Raw genomic sequence first — 26,521 nt, forward strand, 5'->3', positions numbered from 1 at the left:
TCACTAGGATAGAGCCTACAAGTCCCCGCCGAGACATCCTCAGCCCTCCTCCTCGGCCCAGAGAGGGCCCGCCGCCGAGACGAATGGGAGCCCGCTTTTGAACCCCACCTCCGATCACCGTCCGCAGGACTCCGCGGACGGTCCCCGCCGCACGCGCAGGCGGGGTCGGATCGCAGCAGGGGTGAGTGCCGGCGTCCTCCTCGCCGGAGCGCTCGGCTACGGCGTCGCCGACGCCGCCGACGTCGTCCCCGGATTCCTCACCACCGAGCCCGCGATCGAAGTCGACCCCGTTCCCACACCCGAAGCGCAGGGACGCGACGTCCCGGCCCCCGCCTCGGCGCTCGACGACACCGCACCGATCCCGACGAAGGTGGGACCGGAGGTCGAGCGCATCCTCGGCGATTCGAAGGTCAAGGGCTTCGGCGTCGAGGTCCGCGACGGTCTCACCGACAAGGTCCTCTTCGCCGCCGACGGGGACAGGGCCCGGACGCCGGCGTCGGTGACGAAGGTCCTCACCGCCTCGGCGGCGCTGCTGGCCATCGGCGGAGACGAGCGGCTGACCACGACGACGACGTTCGACCCGGCCACGGGGACGGTCTCGCTCGTCGGAGGCGGGGACGTCCTCCTCGGCGGCGGCGTGTCCCAGCCGGGATCCGTCAACGGCCATGCCGGACTGACGACCCTGGCCCAGGAGACTGCGGCGGCGCTCAAGGAGCGGAAGACCACCGAGGTGGCACTGCGCCTGGACACGAGTCGATACCCCGGCACCGACTTCAGCCCCGGCTGGGAGCGCGCGGACATCGGCAAGGGCGTCATCACCCCGATCCAGCCGCTCATGGTCGACAGCGGATACCTCGGCGACCCGAACAACGCGTGGCGGGCGCGCAGCGACAAGCCGGCCCAGGTCGCCTTCGACGCCTTCCGCACCGAGCTCGAAACCGCAGGGATCACCGTCACCGAGGCTGCCCCCGCCGAGGCGAACGCTGAGTCGGAGCAATCCGCTGGGTCAGGGGAGACCGCCGGGTCCGGGGAGACCGCTGGGTCCGGGGAATCCGCGGAGACGCTCGCGTCCGTCGAGTCCGCGACAATCTCCGAGATCGTCGAGTACGCCCTCGTCCACAGCGACAACGTCGTCGCCGAGGTGCTCGGCAACGAGGTCGCGATCGCGCAGGGGATGCCCGGCAGCCTCGAGAACGGACCCAAGGGCGTCATCGCCGCCCTCGAGGACACCGTCGACCTCGGGCAGACCCAGCTCAACGACACCTCCGGGCTCGACTACGGCAACCGGATCAGCCCGCACGACCTCACCACGGTCCTCCAGTCCTCGGTGACGGCGAAGGACTCGCTCTCGAGCCTCATCAGCTCTTTCCCGGTCGGGGGCCTGACCGGCACGCTCACCGACCGCTTCGGCGACGACGTCAACGCCGCAGGGACGGTGCATGCGAAGACCGGGACGCTCTCGACGGTGACCTCGCTGGCCGGGGGAGTCCTCGACGCCGACGGTCGGTACCTCGTCTTCAGCGTCCAGATCGACGGCGTCGACAAGGACAAGATCCTCGAGGCCCGGAAGACCGTCGACGATCTCGTCTCCGCCCTCGCCGACTGCGGGTGCCGATGATCGTCGACGAGAGGTTCGCCGTCCGGACGGCCAAGGAGGTCGTCTCCGCCGCGAAACTGCCTGCACCCGGAGAGGTCGAGGCGCTCGTGGCGGAGATGAAGGAGAACGCGCTCACCGCCCAGGACCTCGTCGTCGACGCCTTCCTCCTCGACCCCGCCCATGCCGACGACGTGCGGGGCAGGCTCGGGGCGGGTGCGGTGCTCGTCCTCGACCAGGTCGGCTGGATCAAGGCCAACGCCGAGTCCCTCAACGGCATGGTCGACGTCTCCGCGTTGCCGGTCGCCCCCGGTCCGGCGGCGCGCAGGGCGGCCGGAGCCGAGGTCGCCGGGGTCCTCTCCCTGCTCTCGACGCGGGTGCTCGGCCAGTACGATCCGTTCGCCACGGACGCCGGTCGCCTGATGTTCGTCGCGCCCTCGATCCTCATCGCCGAGGAGGCGATGAAGGTCAGACCCCGCGACTTCCGGATGTGGGTCGCCCTCCACGAAGCCACACACCAGGTCCAGTTCGCCACCGCACCGTGGCTGCGCGAGCACATGCGGGGTCTGCTCTCCCAGCTGGTGGCCACCCCGCTCTCGGCCCCGGGACTCTCGACGCTCGCCGAGGTGTTCGCCGTCCTCGGGCGGATCGTCCGCGGACAGGCGAGCATGGTCGATCTCATCCGGGACGAGAGTATGCGCACGGCACTCACCGACGCCTCGGCGATCCTCAGCCTCCTCGAGGGACATGCCGACGTCGTCATGGACGAAGTCGGCCTCAGCGTCATCCCCAGCGTGCGGAAGCTGCGCCGCCGCTTCGAGGCGCGCCGCGACGCCGGACAGGGCGGGTTCCTCTCCAACCTGCTCGGGATGGACCTCAAACTCGCACAGTACCGCGACGGGGCGAAGTTCGTCCGCGAGGTCCGCAACGAGGTCGGGCAGACCGGCTTCGGCGCCGTCTACTCGAGCCCGGCGAACCTGCCCACGAGCGCGGAGATCCACACGCCTCGGCTGTGGCTCGACCGCGTCCACGGGTGAGGCCCGCGATGGCTGAGCACGCACGCCGTCCGACCCTCGATCCGGCGAGCGGGGCGATCCGCAACGCCGTGCGCGCCGGGCTGGGTGCCGGCTCCGTGCCCCGGATCGTCGTCGCCGTCTCCGGGGGAGCGGATTCGATGGCGCTCCTCCACGCGTGCGCATTCCTCCACCGGCGCGGCGAGGTCGAGGCCCGTGCCGTGACCGTCGATCACGGACTCCAGCCCGGATCCGCCGAGGTGGCCGCCGAGGTGGTGGCGGCCGCGGAGTCGTGGGGCGTGCCGGCCGAGGCGGTGCGGGTCGACGTCACCGCCGGACCCGAAGGCCTCGAAGCCGCCGCCCGCGACGCCAGGTATGCGGCATTGGAGGAGGTGCGGGCGCGGGTCGGCGCCGAGTGGATCGTCACCGCGCACACGCGCAGCGATCAGGCCGAGACGGTGCTGCTCGGGCTGCTGCGCGGTTCGGGGACGCGGTCTCTGGCGGGAATGGCGGTGCGCGCCGGGTCCGTGCTGCGACCGCTGCTCGACATCGACCGGGCGACGACCGAGGCGTCGTGCACAGCACAGCGCATCACCGTCTGGGACGACCCGATGAACGCCGACCGTGCCTATGCGCGCGTCCGCGTCCGGTCCCTGCTCACCTCCCTCGAGGCCGATCTCGGTCAGCCGGTGACCGACAACCTCGCCCGGACCGCGCAGCTGTGCCGGACAGACGCCGACTTCCTCGACGCATCCGCCGCCGAGGCGGTCGCAGCCGTCCGTGGTCGCCGCGAACTCCGGCTGGCCGAGCTCGCCGACCTCGACGATGCTCTGCTCACCCGCGTCCTGCGCGAATGGCTGATCTCCCTCGGGGTGCCCGCGCAGAGCTTCGGCGCGGCACGCGTCGCCGAGCTCGCGGTGCTCATCAGGCAGGGCGCCGCTGCGCGACACGGCGGGGGAGCGGGGAGGCACCTTTCGCTGCCCGGCGACACCGAGGTCGTCGTTTCAGGCGGCAGTGACGGAGCGGGCACCGTGTGCTTCGGACCGGCCGCGAAGGCCGCCCGCGGCTGACGCCAGGAATCCGCGCCTGCAGCGTCACACACAATCCGCGAACGCAATCACAACCCGCAACGTCACAGACAACCCGCAGCCACGCACCTCGTACCCTGAGCGTCACAGACAACCCTGGGCCTCGCGTTGCTCCGGCAGACGCACACGCAACCCGCAGCCTCACACACCGCTGAGCGCCGCACGTCCTCCACGGAGCGTCACGTCCTACATGTGCAGACGGTGGTTTTGTCGCTGCGGGTGGGGATACGCGAGGGAGGCGATTCCGATTGTGCCGCGCGGGGGCGGTCAGCGAAGGCCGCCGAGGAGCTCCCCGCCAGAGGCGACGAGACGCCCGCCCTTGTAGACGTCCCGATCGGTCGGGCAGTCCATGATCGCCGAGGTGACCGTGTCCGCATCGACGAGCAGGAAGTCCGCAGGCGCCCCGACGCCGAGGCCGTAGGCCGCATCGTCGACGAGTGCGGTGCCATCGGGGCGGGCACCGGCCATCACCTGCGCTCCGCCGCGGGAGGCGATGTCGAGGCAGTGCTCGATGTCCTCATCGCGGCGGAAGCCGTTGGTGAAGGCGAGCTGCCATGTCCGCCGCAGCAGGTCACCGTCGCCGTAGGGACTCCAGTAGTCGCGCTGACCGTCCTCGCCGAGGCCGACGGCGACCCGATGCGCGGAGAGCAGGCTCTGCGGCAGGCTCCCCTTGGCCGGGGCGACCGTCGTCAGGGACACTCCCGCCTCGGCGAGGAGTTCGACGAGGTCACGGACGACCGGTTCGGGGTTCGTGTTGAGCGCGAACGCATGGGAGATCGTCACCTTCCCCTGCAGGCCGAGCGCCGTCGTCCGGTGGGCGATCTCCTCGAACGAGTACACGCCTGCGGTCCCGCCCTCGTGGAGGTGGATGTCGAGGCCCTTGCCGTGCTTCTCCGCGAGACCGAAGACGATGTCGAGGTGCCTGACCGGGTCGCGGTCGTACTGGACGGGGTCGAGGCCGCCGACGAGATCGGCGCCTTCCCGCAGTGCCGCGTCGAGCAGATCGGCCACGCCCTTCTCCCGGACGATTCCGGCCTGCGGGAACGCGACGATCTGCGAGTCGAGGACGTCAGCATGCGCGGACAGGGCGTCGCGGACTCCGGCGAAGCGCTCGAGTCCGGTGTCGGAGTCGACCTGGGCGTGCGAGCGGATCCGCGACCCGCCCGAGGCGATGATCGCAGCGATCGCATAGCTCGCCTGGTCGCGCACCGTCCGTTCGCCGTCGCGCCAGTTCCGCCGGTCGTTCATGATGTAGCCGTGCAGGGTTCCGTCGGCTGTGTGCGGGCGGAACGTCTGCCCCATCCGGTTCGAGTCGAGGTGCGCGTGGACGTCGCCGAGCCCGGGCAGCAGCACCCGGCCCCTCCCGTCGACGATCTCGTGCGCGGATGCGGCATCGGCGTCGCCCGTATCCGATGCGGCACCGGGGTCGCCCGAACCGGCCGCCCCGTCGCTCGGGACGACCGCGGCGATCCGGCCGTCGTCGACGACGACGTCGACGGCCGCCTCGTCGGGGCGACGGGGGGCGATCCTGACATTCCTCACGGTGATGGTCATCGGGTACTCCGTTTCGTTCGTCGGGGCGGCAACCGGCGTCGAGCTCGGGCCCGTCGCCGCTGCGGCGACTGCGTTCGACGCATCCACCCAAACGGTATACCATTATTCGGTTCGGTGGGAACCGGCGGTGGGCACCGCCTGCGCCCGGCACCGGCTCCCGCCGAACGTCCCGGCACCGGCTCCCGCCGAACGTCCCGGCAGTCACCCCGGATCCGGCACCGCCGGAGACCCCCGTGCCGGAGCGCGGACGCCGCGGACCCGAGACGAGACCGAGTGAGAGGATGGGCGCATGATGAGCACCCCCGGGACCGAGCATCCGCGCACAGGTCCCGGGCTCGACATCCTCGCTCTCGTCTGCCTCGTCCTCATCGCCTCGTCGCTGCGCCCTGCCGCGTCCTCACTCGGCCCCGTCCTCGCCGAGGTGCAGACCGCCTACGGCCTCGCCGAATGGCAGACCGGCCTGCTCACCGCCCTGCCCGGCCTCATCTTCGCCCTGTGCGGGTTCCTCGCCGTGCCGCTGCTGCGCCGCGTCGGCCTCTTCGCCTCGCTCGCGGTCTCGTGTGCGCTCATCGCCGCAGGGATCGGTGCCCGCGTCCTCGTCGACTCATCCCTGCCCTTCGCTCTCCTCACCGTCACCGCACTGGCCGGGATGTCGTTCGGAAACGTCATCCTCCCCGTCTTCGTCAAGACCCGCTTCCCGCACCGCGTCCACCTCGGGGCGACGACCTTCACCGTCTCCCTCGGCCTGGGCGCGATGGTCCCCGCCTTCCTCACCGCGCCGCTCGCCGAGCACTTCGGCGACTGGCGGATCGGACTCGGCGCATGGATGCTCGTCCCGCTCGCCGCCCTGGCGACGTGGGCGGTCCTGCGCGCGACGGGCTCGGTGCCCGTCCTCCCTCGTCCGCGGCGTGAGCGGGGGGAGACGCCCGCGCCGAGGCGGCACATCCATTCGACGGCGAAGGCGAAGTACATGGCGATGTTCTTCGGCCTCCAGTCGGTCAACGCCTACGTCCAGTTCGGGTGGCTGCCGCAGATCTACCGTGACGCCGGCCTCGACGCCGTGACCGCCGGAATCATGCTCACGATCGTCACCCTCGGCGGTCTGCCCGGCGGCTTCCTCGCCCCGCAGATCATCATGCGCGGCCTCGCCCCGCGGGCGTTCCTCGTCTCCTTCTCAGCCAGCGCCGTCGCGGGCTACACGGGCCTCCTCCTCGCCCCCGCCTCGGCGCCGGTCCTCTGGGCGGTCCTGCTCTCCTACGGCGGATTCGCGTTCCCGGCCGCGCTGGCCCTCATCACCAGCCGCACCCGAGACGTCTCGATCACGGCGCGCACCTCGGCGTTCGTCCAATCCACCGGGTACGTCCTCGCCGCCCTCGGGCCGCTCGCCGTCGGCGCCCTGCTGGGAGCGAGCGGATCGTGGACGCCTCCGCTCGTCCTCCTCATCGTCGTCTCCGCCCTCATGGGGGTCACCGGGTACCTCTCGGCCGCGCCCGGCACCGTCGACGACGAACTCGCTGAGGCGGGGCCCGGGTGAGGTGGCTGTGGGGTCATCCGTCACCCATAATGGAGGCACACCCACCCCACACGAGGAGAATCGACCGCAGTGGACATCAACGATCTCGGCAATGACATCGAAGAAGTGCTCGTCTCGGAAGAACAGATAGCCGCCCGACTCGTTGAACTGGCAGCCGCCATCGATGAGGACTACAAGGACAAGGACATCCTCCTCGTCGGCGTCCTCAAGGGAGCGGTCATGGTCATGGCCGACCTCGCCCGGGCCCTGCACTCTCCGGTGACGATGGACTGGATGGCGGTGTCCTCGTACGGGTCGGGCACGAAGTCCTCGGGCGTCGTGCGCATCCTCAAGGACCTCGACACGGACCTCACCGGACGCCACGTCCTCATCGTCGAGGACATCATCGACTCCGGCCTCACTCTCTCGTGGCTCGTGCAGAACCTGCGCTCGCGCGGAGCCGCCGACGTCGAGATCTGCACGATGCTGCGCAAGCCCGAAGCCGTCAAGGTCGACATCGACGTCAAGTACGTCGGCTTCGACGTGCCCAACGAGTTCGTCATCGGCTACGGGCTCGACTACGCGGAGAAGTACCGCAACGTCCCGTTCGTCGCGACCCTCGCCCAGCACGTCTACAGCTGAGCGAACCCGCCGCCGGTCGACGCACGCAGCTGAACGCGAACCCCGCGTTCGCTGACAGCTGACCTGGCCTGGGAACAAAACCTCACGGATTCCCGCTATCCCAGAGGTACGTACTAGGCTGTGGGGGATGCTCCCAGGCAGCCGCGGCGGCCTGGCCGGGCTGTCGAGACTGAATTCCTGAGAGGATCTATGGCCGAGTCCAACAAGCGACGTCCCCTGCTCACCAAGGCGACGAAGGGTCCGTTGATCTGGATCGTCATGGCACTCCTCGTCGTCTCCATCGGTGCGCTCCTCTTCAGTCGGGTCGGGTTCAGCCAGATCGACACCGAACAGGGACTCAAGCTCCTCGCCGACGACAAGGTCGAACAGGTCAAGATCGTCGATCGCGACCAGCGCGTCGACCTCACCCTCAAGGACGACCTCAAGATCGACGGTCAGGACTTCGGGAACAAGGTCCAGTTCTACTATGTCGAGCAGCGCGGCGATGAGGTCGTCGAGGCCGTCACCGAGTCGAACCCGACACAAGGCTACACCGACGAGGTGCCGCAGCAGAGCTGGCTGATGTCGCTGCTGGGCACACTCATCCCCTTCGTCATCATCTTCATCGTCTTCTGGTTCCTCATCTCCCAGATGAGCGGCGGGAAGATGATGAACTTCGGCAAGTCGAAGGCCAAGCTCGTCAACAAGGAGAACCCCGACGTCACGTTCAAGGACGTGGCGGGAGTCGACGAGGCTCTCGAAGAGCTCGAGGAGATCAAGGAGTTCCTCGCCGAACCCGAGAAGTTCAAGGCCGTGGGCGCGAAGATCCCCAAGGGCGTGCTCCTCTATGGCCAGCCCGGAACCGGCAAGACCCTGCTCGCGAAGGCCGTCGCCGGCGAGGCAGGAGTGCCCTTCTACTCGATCTCCGGCTCCGACTTCGTCGAGATGTACGTCGGCGTCGGCGCCTCCCGCGTCCGCGACCTCTTCGAACAGGCGAAGGCGAACGCCCCCTGCATCATCTTCATCGACGAGATCGACGCCGTCGGCCGCCAGCGCGGCGCCGGCATGGGCGGCGGCCACGACGAGCGCGAGCAGACGCTCAATCAGCTCCTCGTCGAGATGGACGGCTTCGACGTCAAGACCAACGTCATCCTCATCGCCGCGACCAACCGTCCCGACGTCCTCGACCCCGCGCTCCTGCGCCCGGGCCGCTTCGACCGGCAGATCCCCGTCGAGGCCCCGGACATGAAGGGCCGCAAGCGGATCCTCGAGGTCCACGCGAAGGACAAGCCGCTGGCCCCCGACGTCGACCTCGGACAGATCGCCAAGCGCACGCCCGGCTTCTCCGGCGCCGATCTCGCCAACGTCCTCAACGAAGCCGCCCTGCTCACCGCGCGGGAGAACGCGAAGGTCATCGACAACCGCATCCTCGACGAGGCGATCGACCGCGTCATCGCCGGACCGCAGAAGCGCACACGCCTGATGAACGACAAGGAGCGCCTCGTCACCGCCTACCACGAGGGCGGGCACGCGCTCGTGGCGGCGGCGATGAACGACACCGACCCGGTGACGAAGGTGACGATCCTCCCGCGCGGTCGCGCGCTCGGCTACACGATGGTGCTGCCGACCGAGGACAAGTACTCGACGACCCGCAACGAACTCCTCGACCAGCTCGCCTATGCGATGGGCGGACGCGTCGCCGAGGAGGTCGTCTTCCACGACCCGACGACCGGGGCGAGCAACGACATCGAGAAGGCGACGAACATCGCCCGGAAGATGGTCACCCAGTACGGGATGAGCGAGAAGCTCGGCATGGTCAAGATCGGCGACGACCAGTCCGAGCCCTTCGCCGGGCGCGGCTACGGCGGCGGCGACGAGTACGGCGATTCGACGCTCTCGGCCATCGACAAAGAGGTGCGGCTGCTCATCGACACCGCCCACGCCGACGCCTACTGGGTGCTCACCCACAACCGCGACGTCCTCGACAGCCTCGCCTACCAGCTCCTCGAACGCGAAACCCTCGACCAGGCGGCACTCGAGGCGATCTTCGCCACCGTCGTCAAGCGCCCCCGCCGCGACGTGTGGCTGGCCAACGACGAGCGTCCCGTCTCCGACCGGGGACCCATCGTCCCGCCGGCGCCCGCCAGCGGCCGCGGCAACGGCGAGACGGGCCACAGCGGCGGACCCGGTCCCGACACCACCGACCTGCCGGGGGCCGGACCCACCGGCACCAACGGCCCCGACGTTCCCCACAACCCGCCGGGACCCGTCGACCCGAACGGTCCGACCGGCCCCTCGGGACCGACCGGGCCCACCGGCCCGATCGGTCCGTCCACGGGTGGAGGCTACGACCCAGGAAGCGACCGCTGATGACCGACTACGTGTTCAGCGACCTCGGCGAGACCGCTGAGGAACGACCGACGATCGACCATGACCGCATCGCCGCGGCCGTGCGCGAGATCCTCTTCGCCGTCGGCGAAAACCCCGACCGTGAGGGTCTGCAGGAGACCCCGGCCCGCGTGGCCCGGGCGTACGAGGAGATCTTCGCCGGCCTCCACCGGGACCCCGCCGAGATCCTCTCGGTGACCTTCGACATCAGCCACGAGGAGATGGTCCTCGTCCGCGACATCGACCTCTACTCGATGTGCGAACACCATCTCGTCCCCTTCCACGGGGTCGCCCATGTCGGCTACATCCCGGCGAAGAACGGCAAGGTCACGGGTCTGTCGAAGCTCGCCCGCCTCGTCGAGGTCTATGCTCGCCGCCCGCAGGTGCAGGAGCGGCTGACGAGTCAGATCGCCGACGCCCTGATGAAGCACCTCGAACCGCAGGGCGCGATCGTCGTCGTCGAAGCCGAGCACCTGTGCATGACGATGCGCGGCGTGCGCAAACCCGGTGCCTCGACGATCACCTCGGCGGTGCGCGGCCAGCTGCGCGAACCGGCCTCCCGGGCGGAGGCGATGAGCCTCATCCTCCGAGGCTGAGCGATGGCGACGCAGATCATGGGCGTCCTCAACGTCACGCCCGACTCCTTCTCCGACGGCGGCCGCTGGTTCGACCAGTCCTCGGCCGTCGCCCACGGGCTCGACCTCCTCTCCTCCGGAGCCGACATCCTCGACATCGGCGGAGAGTCGACGAGGCCGGGAGCCACCCGCGTCGATGAGGCCGAGGAGCTGCGTCGCGTCATCCCCGTCGTCCGCGAGCTCGCCGGCGCAGGGGCCCGCATCAGCGTCGACACGATGCGCGCACGCGTGGCCGCGGCCGCCATCGACGCCGGGGCGCAGATCATCAACGACGTCTCGGCAGGCCTGTCCGATCCCGCGATGCTCTCCGTCGCAGCCGACACCGGCGTTCCCATCGTCCTCATGCACTGGCGCGGTTACCTCGACCGGGCGGATGCGAGCTTCCACTACGACGACGTCGTGGCCGAGGTCATCGCCGAGCTGCGCACCCGCATCGACGCCGCCGTCGCCGCCGGCGTCGACCCCGCCGACATCATCGTCGACCCGGGTCTGGGGTTCTCGAAGAACGCCGAGCACAACTGGCAGATTCTGGCCGGGCTGAGCGAGTTCGCCGTCTTCGATCAGCGCCTGCTCGTGGCCGCGAGCCGCAAGCGCTTCATCGCCTCTCTCGTCTCACCTGAGGATCCGGCCCAGGCCGGAGAGGCTGAGAAGGACGAGGCGACCGCCGTGATCTCCGCCTTCGCCGCCCAGGCCGGAGCGTGGGCCGTGCGCGTCCACGACCCGGCCTCCTCGGCGCTGGCGTGCCGGGTCGCAGGCGCCATCGCCGACCACGCCCCGTCCCCGGGGACGCAGCGGTGAGCGGGCTGCCGGACCGGATCGCGCTGCGCGGACTCACCGTGCGCGGCAACCACGGCGTCTTCGACTTCGAGAAGCGCGACGGCCAGGACTTCGTCATCGACGTCACCCTCCACGCGTCGACGGCGGCGGCTGCGGCCACCGACGACATCGCCGACACCATCCACTACGGCGAACTCGCCGAGGATGTCGCCCGCATCGTCGAGGACAACACGTTCGACCTCATCGAGACCCTCGCCGAGGCGATCGCCGCCCACTGCCTGACCCTGACCGAGCGTGTCGAGGTCGTCGTCCACAAACCCAGTGCCCCGATCGACCACACCTTCGCCGACGTGACCGTCACCGTCGACCGGTCCCGGGAGACGGCGCCCCAGGCCGACGGATCGGACCCCGCGTCGGCCAGCGCCTACCTCAGCCTCGGTGCCAACCTCGGTGAGGCCGCGACCACCCTCGATGAGGCCGTCGCCGCCCTCGACCGGCACCCGCGCATCAGCGTCGCTTCCCGCTCCTCGCTCTACCGCACCGCACCGTGGGGAGGGGTCGAGCAGAACGACTTCCTCAACCTCGGCGTCATCGTCGAGACGACCCTGCCCCCGCGCGAACTGCTCGCCGTCTGCCAGGGCATCGAGGTCGCCTGCGGACGGACCCGTGAGCTGCGATGGGGGCCGAGGACGCTCGACATCGACGTCATCGCCTACACCGCCGAGGGAGTCGACGTCGTCCTCGACTCCGCCGCCCTCACCCTGCCGCACCCGCGCGCCCACGAGCGGGCCTTCGTCCTCGTGCCCTGGGCGGAGATCGCCCCGGACACGGTCGTCGACTCACCGACGGGGCCGCGACCGATCGCCGAGGCCATCGCCTCCCTCGACGACCAGGGGATCGAGCGCGCAGACGCCTGATCTGCAAGACTGGGACACATGCAGCGAACGACACCGGGCACCCTCGTCCTCTGGGCGACCGCCGGCACCCTGCTCGGCGTCGTCGTCGACGTCCTGCTCGAATCCCAGGGCCTCGCCCTGCCCGGTCAGCCGTGGTTCGCGATCATCGGCATGCTCATCCTCTCGGCCGTCCTCCTCGTCCTCGGGTACCCCATCAAGCGATGGAACGACGGTGACCGGACCCGCGAGATCGACCCCCTCCAGGCTGCGCGCGTGGCGGTGATGGCCAAGGCCAGCGCCCTGACCGGAGCCGGACTGGCCGGATGGTACGTGGGCAACGCCGCGTACTACTTCCTCTCCGCGCCCGGCATCCGCAACGACCTGGCTGCCGGTATGCTGTTGGCGATGGCGGCCGCGGCCGCGCTGATGATCGTCGGCATCATCGTCGAGATCTTCTGTACTCTCCCGCCCCAAGACCCTCCAGGAGCCGAAGCCGCATGACAGCCACTCCGGATGACGTCGTCTTCACCCGAGTCAGCCCCAAGTACTGGCTCAAAGAGACCATCGCCTCCCTGTGCTTCTTCGTCCCGTTGCTGGCCGCCGCGATCGCCCTGCCCGTGATCGTCAGCGACCAGCCCTGGCTCCACCTGCCGTGGGTCGCCGTCCTCATCTGGACGATCGTCTACCTCATCGTCCTCTACCGTCAGGCCAAGGTCATCGGCTACGCCGAACGCGACGACGACCTCCTCATCCGCCGCGGGATCCTCTTCCGACGCACCACCGTCGTGCCCTACGGCCGCCTCCAGTTCGTCGACGTCGACTCCGGCCCGATCGACCGCATGTTCGGCCTCGCCACCGTCAAGCTCCACACCGCCTCAGCCGCCACCGATGCGACGATCCCCGGCCTGCCCCGCGCCGACGCCGACCGCCTGCGCGACAGTCTCGCGGGCCTCGGGCAGGCGAACCTGGCAGGCCTGTGAGCATGGCAGCGCAGAACGGGACCGACACCCTCGCCGAGGTGGCCGCCCCCGACGTCTGGCACCGTGTCCACCCGCTCACGCCGCTGCTCGAGAGCCTCGGCATCATCGTCGTCTTCCTCGTCGCCGGCGGCTACGTGGGTCAGAACTTCATCCAGCAGGCCATCAGCGACCTCGCCAGCGGCGACGCGATCGACCTCTCCTTCGCCGCCTGGCTCGGCTCCCACCAGCTCGTGCTCCTCGCCGTCATCGGCGGAATCGTCCTCATCGTCCTCATCGGCGCCCTCTACAGCTGGCTCGCGTGGCGGGTCATGGGCTACCGCGTCGACGACGAGGCGATCTACGCGCGCTCCGGACTGATCGCGAAGAAGGTGCGCAAAGCCCGCCTCGACCGCGTCCAGTCGATCGACCTCCAGCAGAAGCTCCTGCCGCGCCTCCTCGGACTCGCCGAACTCGTCTTCGACGTCGCCGGCGGCAAGGGCTCGAACGTGTCGCTGAAGTACCTCAGCAGGAAGCGCGCCGACCTGCTGCGCGACGAACTCCTCGCCGCCGTCCGCGACGTCAAGCAGGCCGCCGCGCCCGCCGATGCCCCGGGCCCGGGGGAGGGCCAGGGCGCGACGGAGACGGGGGACCGCCTCGGCGAGGGAATTCCCGGTGACGGGAGAGACGGAACCCGCGCACCGACGATCGACCTCTCAGCCCCCGAACGCGCCGGAGACAGCGTCGGCGTGCGGCTGACCAAACGGCTCTCGACGATGGCCGGCGACGCGCTCGGGGAGGCCGAAGGCAGCCTCAACGACATGCTCGCTCCCTATGGGGTGTCGGCCCAGGTCAAGGACGAGGGCGAGATCATCCGCGTCCCCGTCCACCGGGTGGTCATCGCCTCCCTGCTCAAGACGGACTTCCTCATCGGCGTCCTCATCTTCGTCGCCGTCATCGTCGCAGCGATCATCCTCTTCATCAGCGGCGTCCGCGAAGCCGCCGTGCCGATGCTCTTCGGCGTCCTGCCCGCCGGCATCGCCGCCTTCGCCTCGGTGAAGAAGGACCTCAACAATGCGAACTTCGTCGTCCGCCTCACCGACTCCGGGCTCGCCGTCAGCCACGGTCTCGCCTCGACCTCGCGCAAGGTCATCCCGCTCGACCGGGTGCAGGCCGTGGCGCTCCACCAGCCGCTCCTGTGGCGGAAGGCCGGATGGTGGAAGGCCGAGTACAACATCGCCAGCTCCGGTGAGTCCGGTGAGTCGAACCTGCTCCTGCCCGTCGGCGACCTCGACCAGGCGCTGACGATGATCGGCCTCGCCCTGCCCGAACCCCGGGTCTCAGGTGGGGTGAGCGTGCGCAGCCTCATCCTCGCCGCGATGCACGGTCCGGTCGCGGACGGTGCTGAGGCAGCCGCCGCCGAGGCGGAGTTCCATCGGCAGCCGCGGTCCTCACGGTGGATCGATCCGCTCGTGTGGAGGCGTCGCGCCTTCGCGCTCACCGATGCGCTGCTGATCATCCGCCTCGGCCGTTTCGAACGCCGAGTCGACTTCGTCCCGCATGAGCGCGTGCAGTCGATGCAGTTCCAGCAGGGGCCCCTCCAGCGGGCCCTCGGGCTCGCCACGGTCGCCGTCCATTCGACGGCAGGGCCCATCAAACCCCATGTCACCCATCAGGCCACCGAGGATGCTCTGGCGTTCTTCGCCGAGCACGCCGACCGCACCCGCATCGCCCGGCAGCGCTACGACGAGCAGGTCCGCAGCGGGACGGGGATCGGCCGATGAGCGTCCCCGACGCACCGCGGCTGGGCATCGGCATCATCGGCGCAGGGCGGGTCGGTGCCGTGATCGGGGCCGCCTGGCGGGCGGCCGGGCACGCGATCATCGGGGTGAGCGCCACCTCGGCGACGAGCCTGGAGAGGGCCGAGGAGATGCTGCCCGGGGTTCCGGTCCTCCCACCCGACCGGATCGCCGAACGCGCCGAGCTCCTCCTCGTCGCCGTCCCCGACGATGAGATCTCCTCCCTCGTCTCCGGTCTCGTCGCCCTCGGGCGCATCCATGCCGGACAGATCATCGTCCACTGCGCCGGACGCTTCGGCACCGACGTCCTCGAACCCGCGACCGGCGTCGGAGCCCTGCCCATCGCCCTCCACCCCTCGCTCACCTTCACCGGCACCGCCCTCGACCTGCCGCGGCTGCGGCAGTCGACGGTCGCCGTCACCGCCCCGGCACCCATTCGCCCGGTCGGGGAGGCCCTCGTCGTCGAGATGGGAGCGGAGCCGATCGAGATCGCCGAGGCCGACCGTCCGCTCTACCATGCCGCGATCACCCACGCCTCGAACCACACGATCACGATCATCTCCGAAGCCCTCGACATGCTCACCGAGGCGGGGGTCGACGATCCCTCCCGGGTCCTCACCGCCCTCGTCGACGCCAGCGTCGCCAACACCCTGCAGAACGGTGCGAAGGCCCTCACCGGCCCGGTCAGCCGGGGCGACGCGGGAACCCTGGCCGCGCACCTGGCCGCCCTGAGCGAATACAGTCTCAGCGTCTCCAGTCCGGCGACCCGCAACAGCTACATCGCACTGGCCCGGTCGACGACGGCGAAGGCGCTTGCACTCGGTCGGATCACCGAGGCGCAGGCCCAGGAGATCCTCGCTCTCCTCGACTGAGACCGGGGTCTCGTCGGGCTCACGCGAATTCCCCCGCAGGGCGGGCGCACGGTAGCCTTGATCCCATGGCAGAAACTGAGTCGATCGCCCCCGAAGCCGCAGAATCCCAGCAGGAGCACCTCGATCCGGAGCAGATCCGGATCCGCAAGGACAAGCGGCAGCGGATGTTGGACTCCGACACCGAGGCCTACCCCGTCTCGGTGCCCCGCACCCACACCCTCGCCGAGGTGCACGCCGCCCACCCCGATCTCGAGGCCGGAGACGAGACCGACGACGTCGTCGGCGTCGTCGGCCGTGTCGTCTTCGTCCGCACCACCGGCAAGCTCGCCTTCGTCACCCTCCAGTCCGGTGACGGAACCCGCCTGCAGGGCATGCTCTCGCTGCGCGAGGTCGGCGAGGACCGTCTCGCGGACTTCAAGGCCGACGTCGACCTCGGCGACTTCCTCTTCCTCCACGGTAAGGTCATCAAGTCCAAGCGCGGTGAGCTCTCGGTGCTCGCCGACTCGTGGGCGATGGCCTCGAAGGCGCTGCGCCCCCTGCCGGGACTGCACACCGAGCTCGCCGAGGACACCCGCGTGCGCCAGCGCTACCTCGACCTCATCACCCGCGACGCCGCCCGGGAGACGATGCGCACCCGCGCCAAGGTGATGGCCTCCCTGCGCCGGACCTTCGCCGAGCAGGACTTCATCGAGATCGAGACCCCGATGCTCCAGGTCATGCACGGCGGAGCGGCGGCCAGGCCGTTCAAGACCCACATGAACGCCTACGACATCGACATGTACCTGCGCATCGCCCCCGAGCTCTTCCTCAAGCGGGCGATCGTCGGCGGCATCGAGAATGTCTTCGAGATCAACCGCAACTTCCGCAACGAGGGAGCGGATTCGACGCATTCGCCCGAGTTCGCGATGCTCGAGGCCTACCAGTCCTACGGTGACTACCATTCGATCGCCGAGCTGACGAAGACGCTCGTCCAGAATGCGGCCCAGGACGCCACCGGCTCCCTCCAGGTCACCCTCGAGGACGGAACCGAATACGACTTCGGCGGCGAGTGGGCGGTCGTGAGCATGTACGAGACCCTCTCCGCTGAGTCCGGGGTCGAGGTCACCCCGCTCACGGGCATCGAGGAGCTCGAGAAGATCGCAGCGGACAACGACGTCGACCTCGGCGGGGTCTTCCGGTCCCACGGCAAATACGTCGAGGAGCTGTGGGAGCACTTCTACAAGGACAGGCTCTGGGCGCCGACCTTCGTCACCGACTTCCCCGTCGACACCTCACCCCTGGTGCGCGAACACCGTGCGAAGCCCGGCGTGGTCGAGAAATGGGACCTCTACGTGCGTGGGTTCGAACTCGCCACCGGCTACTCCGAGCTCGTCGACCCCGTCATCCAGCGCGAGCGCTTCGAAGCCCAGGCCGCCGACGCCGCCCGCGGCGACGACGAGGCGATGGGCCTCGACGAGGAGTTCCTCATGGCCATGGAGCATGGAATGCCCCCGACGGGCGGAATGGGAATGGGTCTCGACCGACTTCTCATGGCGCTCACCGGGCTCGGTATTCGAGAAACAATTCTCTTCCCCTTCACCAAACCGATCGCGACCGCGAATTCGGAATCCCGAGAGGAAGGCTGAGTCGTGCTCGACCTCATCAAAGCCCTGCTTCCCTCGATATGCGTCGGATTGCTCTTCTGGTACGTGATGCGCAACATTGTTCGCGCGGATCGGCGCGAACGCGAGCAGATCGAGAAATTCTATTCCGAACATGAGGTTAGCGAATTGGACGCTAATGCGGAAACAGATGTTATGCTTACACCCGTAAAGTCTTCTGAACACGAAAAGGGTGAACATGGCACGGGAGATGCGACTCGTCCTCACGGATGATTTCGATGGCTCGGAAGCAGCGGAGACCGTTCGCTTCAGCCTCGACCAGGGCACGTACGAACTCGAGCTCTCGACGAAGAACGCCGAAGAGCTGAGGGAGACGTTCGCCCCGTACATCGCCAAAGCGCGCCGCGTGGCCAATCCCGGCTCACGTGGACGCCGCGGAGGATCGTCGAGTTCCGGACCCAAGCGCGATACCGCCAAGATTCGCGAATGGGCGCAGGAGAACGGCTACCAGCTCGGTGACCGCGGACGCATTCCGCAGGAGATCGTGCAGGCCTACGAAGCCGCCGAGAACTGAATACCCGGTCGGACTCCGCCGATAAGGCGGTCGGTCCGATGCGGACAATAGAAGGGCACCGCGGGAGCGACGAGAGGATCGTCGTTCCCGCGGTTCTCTGTTTACACCGTTATTCGCGGTGCCCGATCGTCTCGCAATTCGGGAATCCGGGGAATGGGAATGTTTTGAGAAGTTCCAACGATTCTTGTGAATGAGCTGAGCGCGAACGGTCAAATAGAACCTGTCGCCAGACATTACCGCCGAGTTAAGTCCAGTCCGCAAGATCGGTTGTCACCCCGGTGCCGGATGCGGAACAGCGGTGAAATCATCCAGCGGGCATCCGTTCGGATCCCCGCTCCGAACGGTCGGTGAGGGATCGGATATCGGTCGACCGCCTCGGCGGTGTCCGGCAGACGGCAGGACGCATGGGTGCGGCCGGGAGCACGGGTATGGTCGGCAACCGATTTCGCCCTCAGCCGAACGGTTTCGGCTGAGGGCGAAACGTGCAATAGATCCAGGGGGCGGGTCGTTACGCTCTACAGAATACGAAGACTCCAGGAGGGTGAATATGTTCGAGCGGTTCACTGACCGAGCCCGCCGAGTGGTGGTGCTCGCCCAGGAAGAGGCCAAACTCCTCAAGCATAACTACATCGGCACCGAGCACATCCTGCTCGGCCTCATCCACGAAGGTGAGGGCCTGGCAGCCAAGGCACTCGAAGGGATGGACATCTCCCTCGAGCAGGTGCGCGATCAGGTGCAGGAGATCATCGGGCAGGGCCAGCAGGCGCCGAGCGGGCACATCCCGTTCACCCCGCGCGCGAAGAAGGTCCTCGAGCTCAGCCTCCGCGAGGCGCTGCAGCTGGGCCACAGCTACATCGGCACCGAGCACATCCTGCTCGGCCTCATCCGCGAGGGAGAGGGCGTGGCCGCTCAGGTCCTCGTCAAGCTCGGCGCGGATCTCGGGCGTGTGCGTCAGGAAGTCATCAAGCTCCTCTCCGGCTACCAGGGCAAGGAGCCCGTGGCCGCCGGCGGACGTGAGGAGGGCACCCCGTCGGGTTCGCTCGTCCTCGACCAGTTCGGCCGCAACCTCACCGCCGCCGCCCGCGAGGGCAAGCTCGACCCGGTCATCGGCCGCCACGAGCAGATGCAGCGCGTGATGCAGATCCTCTCCCGCCGGACGAAGAACAACCCCGTTCTCATCGGTGAGCCCGGCGTCGGCAAGACCGCCGTCGTCGAGGGTCTGGCCCAGGCCATCGTCAACGGCGAGGTCCCCGAGATCCTCACCGACAAGCAGCTCTACACGCTCGACCTCGGGTCGCTCGTCGCCGGGTCCCGCTACCGCGGTGATTTCGAGGAACGCCTGAAGAAGGTGCTCAAGGAGATCCGCACCCGCGGAGACATCATCCTCTTCATCGACGAGATCCACACCCTCGTGGGTGCGGGTGCCGCCGAAGGTGCGATCGACGCCGCCTCGATCCTCAAGCCGATGCTCGCCCGCGGTGAGCTGCAGACGATCGGTGCGACGACGCTCGACGAGTACCGCAAGCACATCGAGAAGGATGCCGCTCTCGAGCGCCGCTTCCAGCCGATCCAGGTGCCCGAGCCCTCGCTCGCGCACTCGATCGAGATCCTCAAGGGTCTGCGCGACAAGTACGAAGCCCACCACAAGGTGACGATCACCGAGGGTGCGCTGGCCGCGGCGGTGAACATGTCCGATCGCTACATCAACGACCGGTACCTACCGGACAAGGCGATCGACCTCATCGACGAGGCGGGTGCGAAGCTGCGCATCTCGCGTCTGTCGGTGCCGCAGGAGATCCGCGACCTCGAGGAGAAGATCCTCGAGGCTCGTCACCGCAAGGAAGCAGCGATCGATGCGCAGGACTTCGAACTCGCCGCCTCAGAGCGCGACTCGGAGATGAAGCTCCAGCACGAGAAGGAGGAGCAGACCGAGGCGTGGCGCAAGAGCGGCAAAGACACCTCTGCCACGGTCGATGCCGATCTCATCGCCGAGGTGCTTGCCTCGGCCACGGGCATTCCGATCTTCAAGCTCACCGAGGAGGAGTCCTCGCGTCTGCTGCGGATGGAAGACGAGCTGCACAAGCGCATCATCGGCCAGAACGACGCGGTCAAGTCGATCTCGCGGGCGATCCGTCGCACGCGCGCCGGCCTCAAGGATCCGAAGCGTCCCTCCGGTTCGTTCATCTTCGCCGGCCCGACCGGTGTCGGAAAGACCGAGCTCGCGAAGGCGCTCGCCGAGTTCCTCTTCGGGGATGAGGATTCGCTCATCAGCCTCGACATGTCGGAGTACTCGGAGAAGCACACCGTCTCGCGTCTCTTCGGTTCGCCTCCCGGCTATGTCGGCTACGAAGAGGGCGGTCAGCTCACGGAGAAGGTGCGCCGGAAGCCGTTCTCGGTCGTCCTCTTCGACGAGGTGGAGAAGGCCCACTCGGACATCTTCAACTCGCTGCTGCAGATCCTCGAAGACGGCCGACTCACCGACTCGCAGGGTCGTGAGGTCGACTTCAAGAACACGATCATCATCATGACGACCAACCTGGGTACGCGCGACGTCTCCAGCGGCCTGCAGATGGGATTCCAGGTCGAGGGTGACACCAAGACCAACTACGACCGGATGAAGCAGCGGGTCAACGAAGAGCTCAAGCAGCACTTCCGTCCCGAGTTCCTCAACCGCGTCGACGACACGATCGTGTTCCCGCAGCTGAACAAGGAGGAGATCATCGAGATCGTCGACCTCTTCCTCGAGCGTCTCGACACGCGTCTGGCCGATCAGGGCATGAAGGTCGAGCTCACCGATGCGGCGAAGAACCTCCTCGCCGATCGCGGCTACGATCCGGTGCTCGGTGCCCGTCCGCTGCGTCGGACGATCCAGCTCGAGATCGAGGACCAGCTCTCGGAGAAGATCCTGTTCAAGGAGATCGGCCGCGGTCAGACGATCAAGGTCGACATCGAGGGCGAAGGCAAGGATGCGAAGTTCACCTTCGACGGCGTCGAGACGGAGACGTTCCCGACGTCGGGAGGCGATGATTCGACCTCCGGTGAGGAGCTCGCCGGTGCCGGTTCGTCCGGATCCTCAGCGTCCTGAGCGAAGCGGTCGGCTGATCTGATCGGCTGACCGAACCGACGCCCACCGCAAGCGGCCTCGGGGCGAAGAACCACGGTTCTTCGCCCCGAGGCCGCTTCGCTGTCTGCGGAGGAGCTCAGCCCGCCCCCGCCTCGGGTGCGGACAACGATGAGTCCTGCGCCGACGATGGTGTTGAATGAGGGCATGAGCTCAGCCGCCTTCGACCACGGACTCGTCGCCGCAGACCACCACCAGCCGCATGGGCTGCCGAGCGGGCTGCGCCTGCGCCGGGCGAGGACATCAGACGTCAAGGGCATCGAAGCGCTCGTCGAGCCTCTGGCCGAACAGCGGATTCTGCTGGCGAAGGACACCGTGACCTACTTCGAGTCCCTCCAGGAGTTCTGGCTCGTCGTCGACGAGCAGCCTGACGGTTCGGAGATCCTCGCCGGCTGCGCGGCACTGCACATCATCTGGGCCGACCTCGCCGAGGCGCGCACCGTAGCGACCTCCCCGGACTACCGGGGGAGGGGAGTCGGCAAGGCGCTCATCCGCCAGCTGCTCGCCGACGCCGTCGAGATCGGCGTCAACCGAGTCTTCTGTCTCACCTTCGAGACCGGGTTCTTCGGGTCCCTCGGGTTCGAGCCGATCAAGGGCATCCCCGTCTCGCCCGAGGTCTACGTCGAACTCCTCCATTCCGCCGACGAGGGCGTCGCCGAGTTCCTCGACCTCGCCAGGGTCAAGCCGAACACACTGGGCAACACCCGGATGATCAAGTACCTCTAGGCAGCTGCCGATCCCGGGTCGCGGCTCAGCGGGACTGCGACCAGAACTCCCGGAGTTCGGAGACCAGGGTCTCCGGCGCCTCCTCGGGGATGAAGTGGCCGCAGTCGGGGATGGCGCGTCCGTCGACGTTCTCCGTGTAGGACTCCCACACGGTGGCGATGTCCGTGTTCGCGGCCAGACCGCCGGCACCCCACAGCGCGAGCACCGGCATCGTCAGCTTCCGCTGCGCGCGGAAGTCCTCTTCGTCGACGGCGACATCCTCGTGGGTGGCGCGGTAGTCATCGAAGGCCGCCCGCATGGCCCCGGGCTGCTCGAAGGCGCGGACGTAGTCGTCGATGTGCGGATCGAGCCGGTCTCGGCGGACCGTCCAGCGTTCGAAGAAGTAGCGCAGGTACTCAGCGGTCCTGCCTGCGGTGAGCGCTTCCGGCAGGTCCTTCTGCATGTGGAGGAGCCAGTGGAAGTAGCCTTCGGCCGTCCGCATCCGCCCGTTGGTGAACATCGCATGGGTGGGGGCGATGTCGAGGACGGTGAGCGTGGCGACCCGCTCGGGCGAGTCGAGGGCGAGTCGATGGGCGACTCGACCGCCGCGGTCATGGCCGACGAAATGGGCGCGGTCGATGCCGAGGGAGTCCATGATGCCGAGGATGTCCCAGGCCATGCTCCGCTTGTCGTAACCGTCCGCCGGTTTGTCGCTGAGCCCATAGCCGCGCAGGTCGGGTGCGACGACACGGTACCGGGCATCCGCGTCCGGTCCGTGCAGTCTGGAAACGACATCGCGCCAGCAGCCTGCCGTCTGCGGCCAGCCGTGGAGCAGAATCACTGCTTCAGCGCTGTCGTCAGCAGGCTCGCTGACCAGGCAGTGGAACGAAATGTCGTCGACGGTGATGAAGCGCGCGTCCATGGTCTCATCTAACAACAGGATCCGCGCACGAGGCAAGGTGCGTTGAGGGAATTGTGAGGGTCCGAAGGAGTCGAGGACTCCGATGTCCGTGTCCCGTGTCCGCACCGTGGCCGGCGGCCGATCCGTCACCGCGGCAGGCTGAGACGATCCCCGTGTCGTGTGGCCAGACCGTCCGAGACGAGATCGGCTGCCAGCCGCGCGATCCGCTCTGCGTCGGCGCTGAGGTCGCGCATCCTCCTCAGCTTCGCCGAGGTGGCCGTTCCGAGGGATTCGACCATGTCCTCATCGAGGGCCGCCGTGGGGGCGGTGAGGAGGTCGAAGGGAACGCCGTCGTGTCGATCGTCCGCCGCCTCGTCGAGGGTGTCTTCGTGCCGGGCCTTGAGGACGTCCATGATCGCCCCGCGCAGCTGTCGGTCCGTCCCGGCCCACTTTTGGGTCTTCGGCTTCGTCGCCGAGGTGGGACGTCCCGAGCGATTCCAGGCGCACACCTCGGCGAGGGGGCAGTCATCGCACTTCGGACTGCGGGCGGTGCACACGAGGGCCCCGAACTCCATCACCCCGGCGTTCCACCGCACATGATCGACGGCAGGCACGAACTGTTCGGCCCATTGAGTCTCCCGCCTGCTCGGTGAGGTGCTGGGCCGGTCCCGGCCGGCGAAGACCCGGATGAGGACCCTGCGCACATTGGTATCAAGGACGGTCGTGCGCTGGCCGTGGGCGAAGGAGGCGACCGCGGCCGCGGTGTAGGACCCGATGCCGGGCAGGGCCTCGAGCTCGGCGGCGGTCTCAGGGACTCGGTTGTCCCGCTCCTCGGCGATGACTCGGGCGGCCTCCTGCAGCCTCAGCGCCCTGCGAGGGTAGCCGAGACGATCCCAACTGTGGAGCACCTCGGCGGTGGGGGCGGCAGCGAGATCAGCCGGGGTCGGCCACTTCGCCATCCACGCCCGCCACCGGGGTTCGACGCGGGCGACAGGAGTCTGCTGGGACATGATCTCGCTGACGAGGACCGCCCAGGCGGTAGTCTCAGGATCCCGCCAGGGAAGGGGTCTTTCGGCGGTGGCGAACCAGTCGATGATCGTCGCCTGAACCTCGGCGATATCGGCCTCGGGAACGTCCGGGAAGGCCGCATCTGTGGGGGTGATCCCAGTTTGGGACGTGGTGCGGTGTGTCATTTGGATGCTCATTCGCAATTGCCTAGGCTCATTGCGATGACTCCTTCCGATCGTGGTTCGCAGCCGCAGCAGCCCCGCCAGTCTAGCGGGAAGCTGCCTGCGCACGTCTACCGTCGACGTCGGATCACGCTCGGTGTGCTCAGCCTCGTCGTCATCGGTCTCCTCGTCCTGGGCATCGTCGGGATCACGAAGGTTCTGACCGGCGGCGGGGGAGAGCAGACGGCCGAGCCGGCCCCGACCACCGTTTCACCCACCCCACAGGCTCCCGTGCCGGACGAGAAGGCGGCCAGCGGTGCGTGCCCGGAGAAGGCCGTCGCTGTGAGCGCGAAGGTCGACAAGAAGAGCTACGACGAGAACGCGAAGCCGAAGTTCGAGATGACGGTGGCGAACAACCACACGGCCACCTGCCTCATCGAGGTGGGGACGAAGCAGCAGGAATTCGTCGTCATGCAGGATTCCGACGTCGTCTGGTCGTCGAAGTACTGCGCCGCCGACGATGACGAGAACGCCGAGGCGCCGACGGAGTTCGCGCCGCAGTCGCAGAAGACTGCGCAGTTCGAATGGAATCGGGTCCGCGTCGACAAGAACTGCAACAAGACGGACAAGGGCTTCGCCCCGGGGAAGTACGCCCTCGTCGTCAAGCTCGGCGACAAGGAGAGCGCTCCTGCGCAGTTCGAGCTCGAGAAGGATGAGGCGACCAAGGCCAAGGAGAAGAAGGAAGCCGAGGAGAAGAAGGCGAAGGACGAGGAGAAGAAGAAGTCCGAGGACGCCTCTCCGAAGGAGACTGCGGGCTCGGAGGATTCTTCGCCCTGACGGGCCTGAGGGTTCTGCTTCCGGACGGGTCTGAGGATTCTAGTCCAGGACGGGCCTCAAGCCCCGCGGTAGGACCCCACGCCCCACGAATTGCCGTCGTGGTCACGGAAGTCGAACTCCCTGCCGCCGTGCGGTTGTGTGGCCACCGGTCTGACGATCGCATGGCCGAGTTCCATGATCTCCCGGTAGAGCCTGTCGACCTCCCTCTCGGTCGCGACCACGACGTAGATGGAGGCTCCGCCGACGCTGTCGAGGGCCGAACCGTCGTGGCGCACCGAACCGACCATGATGCCTCCGGTGTCGCCGAGTGCGTATTCGGCGTGGAGGATGAGACTCGGGTCCTCGTCGTCGCGAACCGTGAGTCGCTCGGTGAAGCCGAGGGTGACGAGCAGGGTGGTCGTGGCCTCCATGTCGGTGGTCCTCAGCGTGGGAAACACTGTGGTCGTCATCTTCCAAGCATGCCCTGTTTTCACTCCGTTGTCCCGGACTTTCTCCGGGCCGACGGCAAGCTCACTTGCTGTCTGCGGGGTCCTCGGATTTGTTCTTGACGACGGTAGCGACCGCCTCGGCGATATGCTCGCACTCCTTGACGACCATGCCGTCGGGGACGGTGACCCCGCGCAGGGCGCCGCGGGCGACGATTGCGCGGTTCATGCCCAGTCTCGCCGCCTCGCTGAGCCGCTGGCCGATGTTGGGCACGTTGCGGATCTCACCGGAGAGGCTGATCTCGCCGATCGCGACGAACTTCGCATACAGGGCGCTGTCCTTCGCCGCCGATGCCAGGGACAGGCAGATCGCCAGGTCACTGGCGGGTTCGGTGAGTCTGGCGCCGCCGACCGTGGCGGTGAAGACGTCGGACTTCGCGAAGCTCGTCGTCGAGATGTTCTGGCTGAGCACGGCGAGCATCATCGCCACCCGGGAGGAGTCGACACCGGAGACGGATCGACGCGCCTGCCCGGCGGCTGATTCGGTGACGAGGGATTGGACCTCGACGAGGAGTGGACGCTTGCCCTCCTGGGTGACGGTCAGGCACGTTCCGGCGGGATTCGAGCCGGTGCTGCGGGAGAGGAAGAGGCCGGAGGGGTCCTCGAGGCTCCTGATCCCGTTCTCCTCCATGTCGAAGCACCCGACTTCGTCGGTGGGCCCGAAGCGGTTCTTCACCGCCCGTAGCATGCGCAGTCGGGAGTGCTTCTCGCCTTCGAACGTGCAGACGACATCGACCAAGTGCTCGAGCAGACGGGGTCCGGCGATCGTGCCGTCCTTCGTGATGTGTCCGACGAGCACCGTGGAGAGCGACCTGGCCTTGGCTTCGCGGATGAGGGCGGCGGCGACTTCGCGCACCTGCGTGACACCGCCGGGAACGCCGTCGACCTCGGAGGAGGCCAGGGTCTGGATCGAGTCGACGATGAGCAGGTCGGGGTCTTCGGCTTCGATCATGCCGAGCACGGTTCCCAGGTCCGTCTCCGCGGCGAGCAGGAGGTTCTCCTCGAGGGCGTTGATCCGGTTCGCCCGCAGGCGCACCTGTCCGGCCGACTCCTCGCCGGTGACGTAGAGGACGGTCGATTCGAACTTCGCGGCCCGGGCTGCGACGTCGAGCAGCAGCGTCGACTTGCCGACCCCCGGCTCACCGGAGAGCAGGATGACCCCGCCGGGGACGATCCCGCCGCCGAGCACGCGGTCGAACTCATCGACGTAGGTCCTGCGTGCCACCGCGAGCGTCGAGTCGACCTTCGTGATCGACTTCGCGCCGCTCGACTTCTTCACCTTCGTCTTCACCGTCGAGGCGGTCTGGCCCTTCTCCTCGAGCGTTCCCCAGGCTTGGCATTCGGGGCAGCGGCCGAGCCATTTGACGGTCGAGTAGCCGCATTCGGTGCAGGTGTAGGACATGGGATCAGTCTGGCATGCGG

At 68.2% G+C, this 26,521-nt stretch carries 24 protein-coding genes; 19 read left to right on the forward strand and 5 right to left on the reverse strand.

Annotated elements, in window-relative coordinates; genetic code table 11:
- The first annotated feature begins 97 nt into the window (after positions 1 to 97).
- From ACQ1RG_RS08615 to tilS, 3 genes are read left to right on the forward strand one after another with little or no spacing between them, the layout of a single operon-like run.
- Positions 98 to 1,618 carry a D-alanyl-D-alanine carboxypeptidase/D-alanyl-D-alanine-endopeptidase gene (locus tag ACQ1RG_RS08615; RefSeq protein WP_430600047.1) on the forward strand — a complete coding sequence of 507 codons (1,521 nt, stop codon included), beginning with the start codon at positions 98 to 100 and terminating at the stop codon, positions 1,616 to 1,618.
- A complete protein-coding gene (locus ACQ1RG_RS08620; protein WP_101624001.1) occupies positions 1,615 to 2,631 on the forward strand; it encodes a zinc-dependent metalloprotease in 1,017 nt (338 codons plus the stop codon). Before ACQ1RG_RS08615 ends, ACQ1RG_RS08620 begins: the two co-directional genes overlap by 4 nt.
- Before the next feature lie 8 nt (positions 2,632 to 2,639).
- Positions 2,640 to 3,677 (forward strand): tRNA lysidine(34) synthetase TilS, encoded by a 1,038-nt coding sequence (tilS, locus tag ACQ1RG_RS08625; RefSeq protein ID WP_101624000.1) that lies wholly within the window; start codon positions 2,640 to 2,642, stop codon positions 3,675 to 3,677.
- A gap of 285 nt (positions 3,678 to 3,962) precedes the next feature.
- Here the strand turns inward: tilS and ACQ1RG_RS08630 are convergent, their stop codons facing one another.
- Positions 3,963 to 5,336 (reverse strand): amidohydrolase family protein, encoded by a 1,374-nt coding sequence (locus ACQ1RG_RS08630; RefSeq protein WP_197932343.1) that lies wholly within the window; start codon positions 5,334 to 5,336, stop codon positions 3,963 to 3,965.
- Between the two features lie 202 nt (positions 5,337 to 5,538).
- On the opposite strand from ACQ1RG_RS08630, the gene ACQ1RG_RS08635 reads away from it, so the two are divergent.
- The 15 genes from ACQ1RG_RS08635 (at position 5,539) to ACQ1RG_RS08705 (ending at position 21,728) form a co-directional block, all read left to right on the forward strand.
- Entirely contained in the window at positions 5,539 to 6,783 is a 1,245-nt protein-coding gene (locus tag ACQ1RG_RS08635; protein WP_009380921.1) for a CynX/NimT family MFS transporter, read from the forward strand.
- A gap of 69 nt (positions 6,784 to 6,852) precedes the next feature.
- Complete coding sequence (gene hpt, locus ACQ1RG_RS08640) at positions 6,853 to 7,404, forward strand: hypoxanthine phosphoribosyltransferase (protein WP_009380922.1); 552 nt, start codon at positions 6,853 to 6,855, stop codon at positions 7,402 to 7,404.
- Positions 7,405 to 7,593: 189 nt separating this feature from the next.
- Entirely contained in the window at positions 7,594 to 9,753 is a 2,160-nt protein-coding gene (gene ftsH / locus ACQ1RG_RS08645) for an ATP-dependent zinc metalloprotease FtsH (RefSeq protein ID WP_009380924.1), read from the forward strand.
- Positions 9,753 to 10,367, forward strand: coding sequence for a GTP cyclohydrolase I FolE (gene folE, locus ACQ1RG_RS08650; RefSeq protein ID WP_009380926.1), 615 nt, complete (start codon positions 9,753 to 9,755; stop codon positions 10,365 to 10,367). Before ftsH ends, folE begins: the two co-directional genes overlap by 1 nt.
- Positions 10,368 to 10,370: 3 nt before the next feature.
- Positions 10,371 to 11,204 (forward strand): dihydropteroate synthase, encoded by an 834-nt coding sequence (gene folP, locus ACQ1RG_RS08655; RefSeq protein ID WP_009380928.1) that lies wholly within the window; start codon positions 10,371 to 10,373, stop codon positions 11,202 to 11,204.
- Positions 11,201 to 12,100 (forward strand): 2-amino-4-hydroxy-6-hydroxymethyldihydropteridine diphosphokinase, encoded by a 900-nt coding sequence (gene folK, locus ACQ1RG_RS08660; protein WP_197464167.1) that lies wholly within the window; start codon positions 11,201 to 11,203, stop codon positions 12,098 to 12,100. Before folP ends, folK begins: the two co-directional genes overlap by 4 nt.
- An 18-nt stretch (positions 12,101 to 12,118) precedes the next feature.
- On the forward strand, positions 12,119 to 12,580 hold the full coding sequence (locus ACQ1RG_RS08665; RefSeq protein ID WP_009380683.1) for a DUF3180 domain-containing protein: 462 nt from the start codon (positions 12,119 to 12,121) through the stop codon (positions 12,578 to 12,580).
- Positions 12,577 to 13,059: a PH domain-containing protein gene (locus tag ACQ1RG_RS08670; RefSeq protein ID WP_009380682.1), complete on the forward strand. Its 483-nt coding sequence runs from the start codon at positions 12,577 to 12,579 to the stop codon at positions 13,057 to 13,059. The genes ACQ1RG_RS08665 and ACQ1RG_RS08670 overlap by 4 nt, the downstream gene beginning before the upstream one ends.
- Before the next feature lie 2 nt (positions 13,060 to 13,061).
- Positions 13,062 to 14,819, forward strand: a complete 1,758-nt coding sequence (locus ACQ1RG_RS08675) for a PH domain-containing protein (protein WP_063249270.1) — start codon at positions 13,062 to 13,064, stop codon at positions 14,817 to 14,819.
- A complete protein-coding gene (locus ACQ1RG_RS08680; protein ID WP_101623999.1) occupies positions 14,816 to 15,706 on the forward strand; it encodes a Rossmann-like and DUF2520 domain-containing protein in 891 nt (296 codons plus the stop codon). Before ACQ1RG_RS08675 ends, ACQ1RG_RS08680 begins: the two co-directional genes overlap by 4 nt.
- Before the next feature lie 65 nt (positions 15,707 to 15,771).
- Entirely contained in the window at positions 15,772 to 17,331 is a 1,560-nt protein-coding gene (gene lysS, locus ACQ1RG_RS08685; RefSeq protein ID WP_190247501.1) for a lysine--tRNA ligase, read from the forward strand.
- Between the two features lie 3 nt (positions 17,332 to 17,334).
- On the forward strand, positions 17,335 to 17,580 hold the full coding sequence (locus ACQ1RG_RS08690) for a hypothetical protein (RefSeq protein ID WP_095376677.1): 246 nt from the start codon (positions 17,335 to 17,337) through the stop codon (positions 17,578 to 17,580).
- A complete protein-coding gene (locus ACQ1RG_RS08695) occupies positions 17,546 to 17,881 on the forward strand; it encodes a histone-like nucleoid-structuring protein Lsr2 (RefSeq protein ID WP_009380677.1) in 336 nt (111 codons plus the stop codon). The genes ACQ1RG_RS08690 and ACQ1RG_RS08695 overlap by 35 nt, the downstream gene beginning before the upstream one ends.
- Before the next feature lie 547 nt (positions 17,882 to 18,428).
- Entirely contained in the window at positions 18,429 to 20,966 is a 2,538-nt protein-coding gene (locus ACQ1RG_RS08700) for an ATP-dependent Clp protease ATP-binding subunit (protein ID WP_063249268.1), read from the forward strand.
- Between the two features lie 183 nt (positions 20,967 to 21,149).
- On the forward strand, positions 21,150 to 21,728 hold the full coding sequence (locus ACQ1RG_RS08705) for an amino-acid N-acetyltransferase (protein ID WP_009380675.1): 579 nt from the start codon (positions 21,150 to 21,152) through the stop codon (positions 21,726 to 21,728).
- A gap of 25 nt (positions 21,729 to 21,753) precedes the next feature.
- On the opposite strand, the gene ACQ1RG_RS08710 is transcribed toward ACQ1RG_RS08705, so the two are convergent.
- Positions 21,754 to 22,629: an alpha/beta fold hydrolase gene (locus ACQ1RG_RS08710; RefSeq protein WP_063249267.1), complete on the reverse strand. Its 876-nt coding sequence runs from the start codon at positions 22,627 to 22,629 to the stop codon at positions 21,754 to 21,756.
- 125 nt (positions 22,630 to 22,754) lie between these two features.
- Positions 22,755 to 23,801 carry an A/G-specific adenine glycosylase gene (locus ACQ1RG_RS08715; protein ID WP_063249266.1) on the reverse strand — a complete coding sequence of 349 codons (1,047 nt, stop codon included), beginning with the start codon at positions 23,799 to 23,801 and terminating at the stop codon, positions 22,755 to 22,757.
- A gap of 36 nt (positions 23,802 to 23,837) precedes the next feature.
- Here ACQ1RG_RS08715 and ACQ1RG_RS08720 point away from each other — a divergent pair, with 36 nt between their 5' ends.
- The gene (locus ACQ1RG_RS08720; RefSeq protein WP_223290025.1) at positions 23,838 to 24,614 is read left to right on the forward strand and encodes a hypothetical protein; all 777 of its coding nucleotides are present in this window, start codon (positions 23,838 to 23,840) and stop codon (positions 24,612 to 24,614) included.
- A 56-nt stretch (positions 24,615 to 24,670) separates the two neighbouring features.
- Here ACQ1RG_RS08720 and ACQ1RG_RS08725 read toward each other — a convergent pair whose 3' ends face one another.
- A complete protein-coding gene (locus ACQ1RG_RS08725; RefSeq protein WP_063249264.1) occupies positions 24,671 to 25,024 on the reverse strand; it encodes a VOC family protein in 354 nt (117 codons plus the stop codon).
- A gap of 100 nt (positions 25,025 to 25,124) precedes the next feature.
- Positions 25,125 to 26,501, reverse strand: coding sequence for a DNA repair protein RadA (gene radA / locus ACQ1RG_RS08730; RefSeq protein ID WP_063249263.1), 1,377 nt, complete (start codon positions 26,499 to 26,501; stop codon positions 25,125 to 25,127).
- Positions 26,502 to 26,521 lie beyond the last annotated feature (20 nt).

Origin of the sequence: Brevibacterium sp. K72 (genome assembly GCF_050562175.1) — a bacterium.
Classification (GTDB): Bacteria; Actinomycetota; Actinomycetes; order Actinomycetales; family Brevibacteriaceae; genus Brevibacterium; species Brevibacterium casei.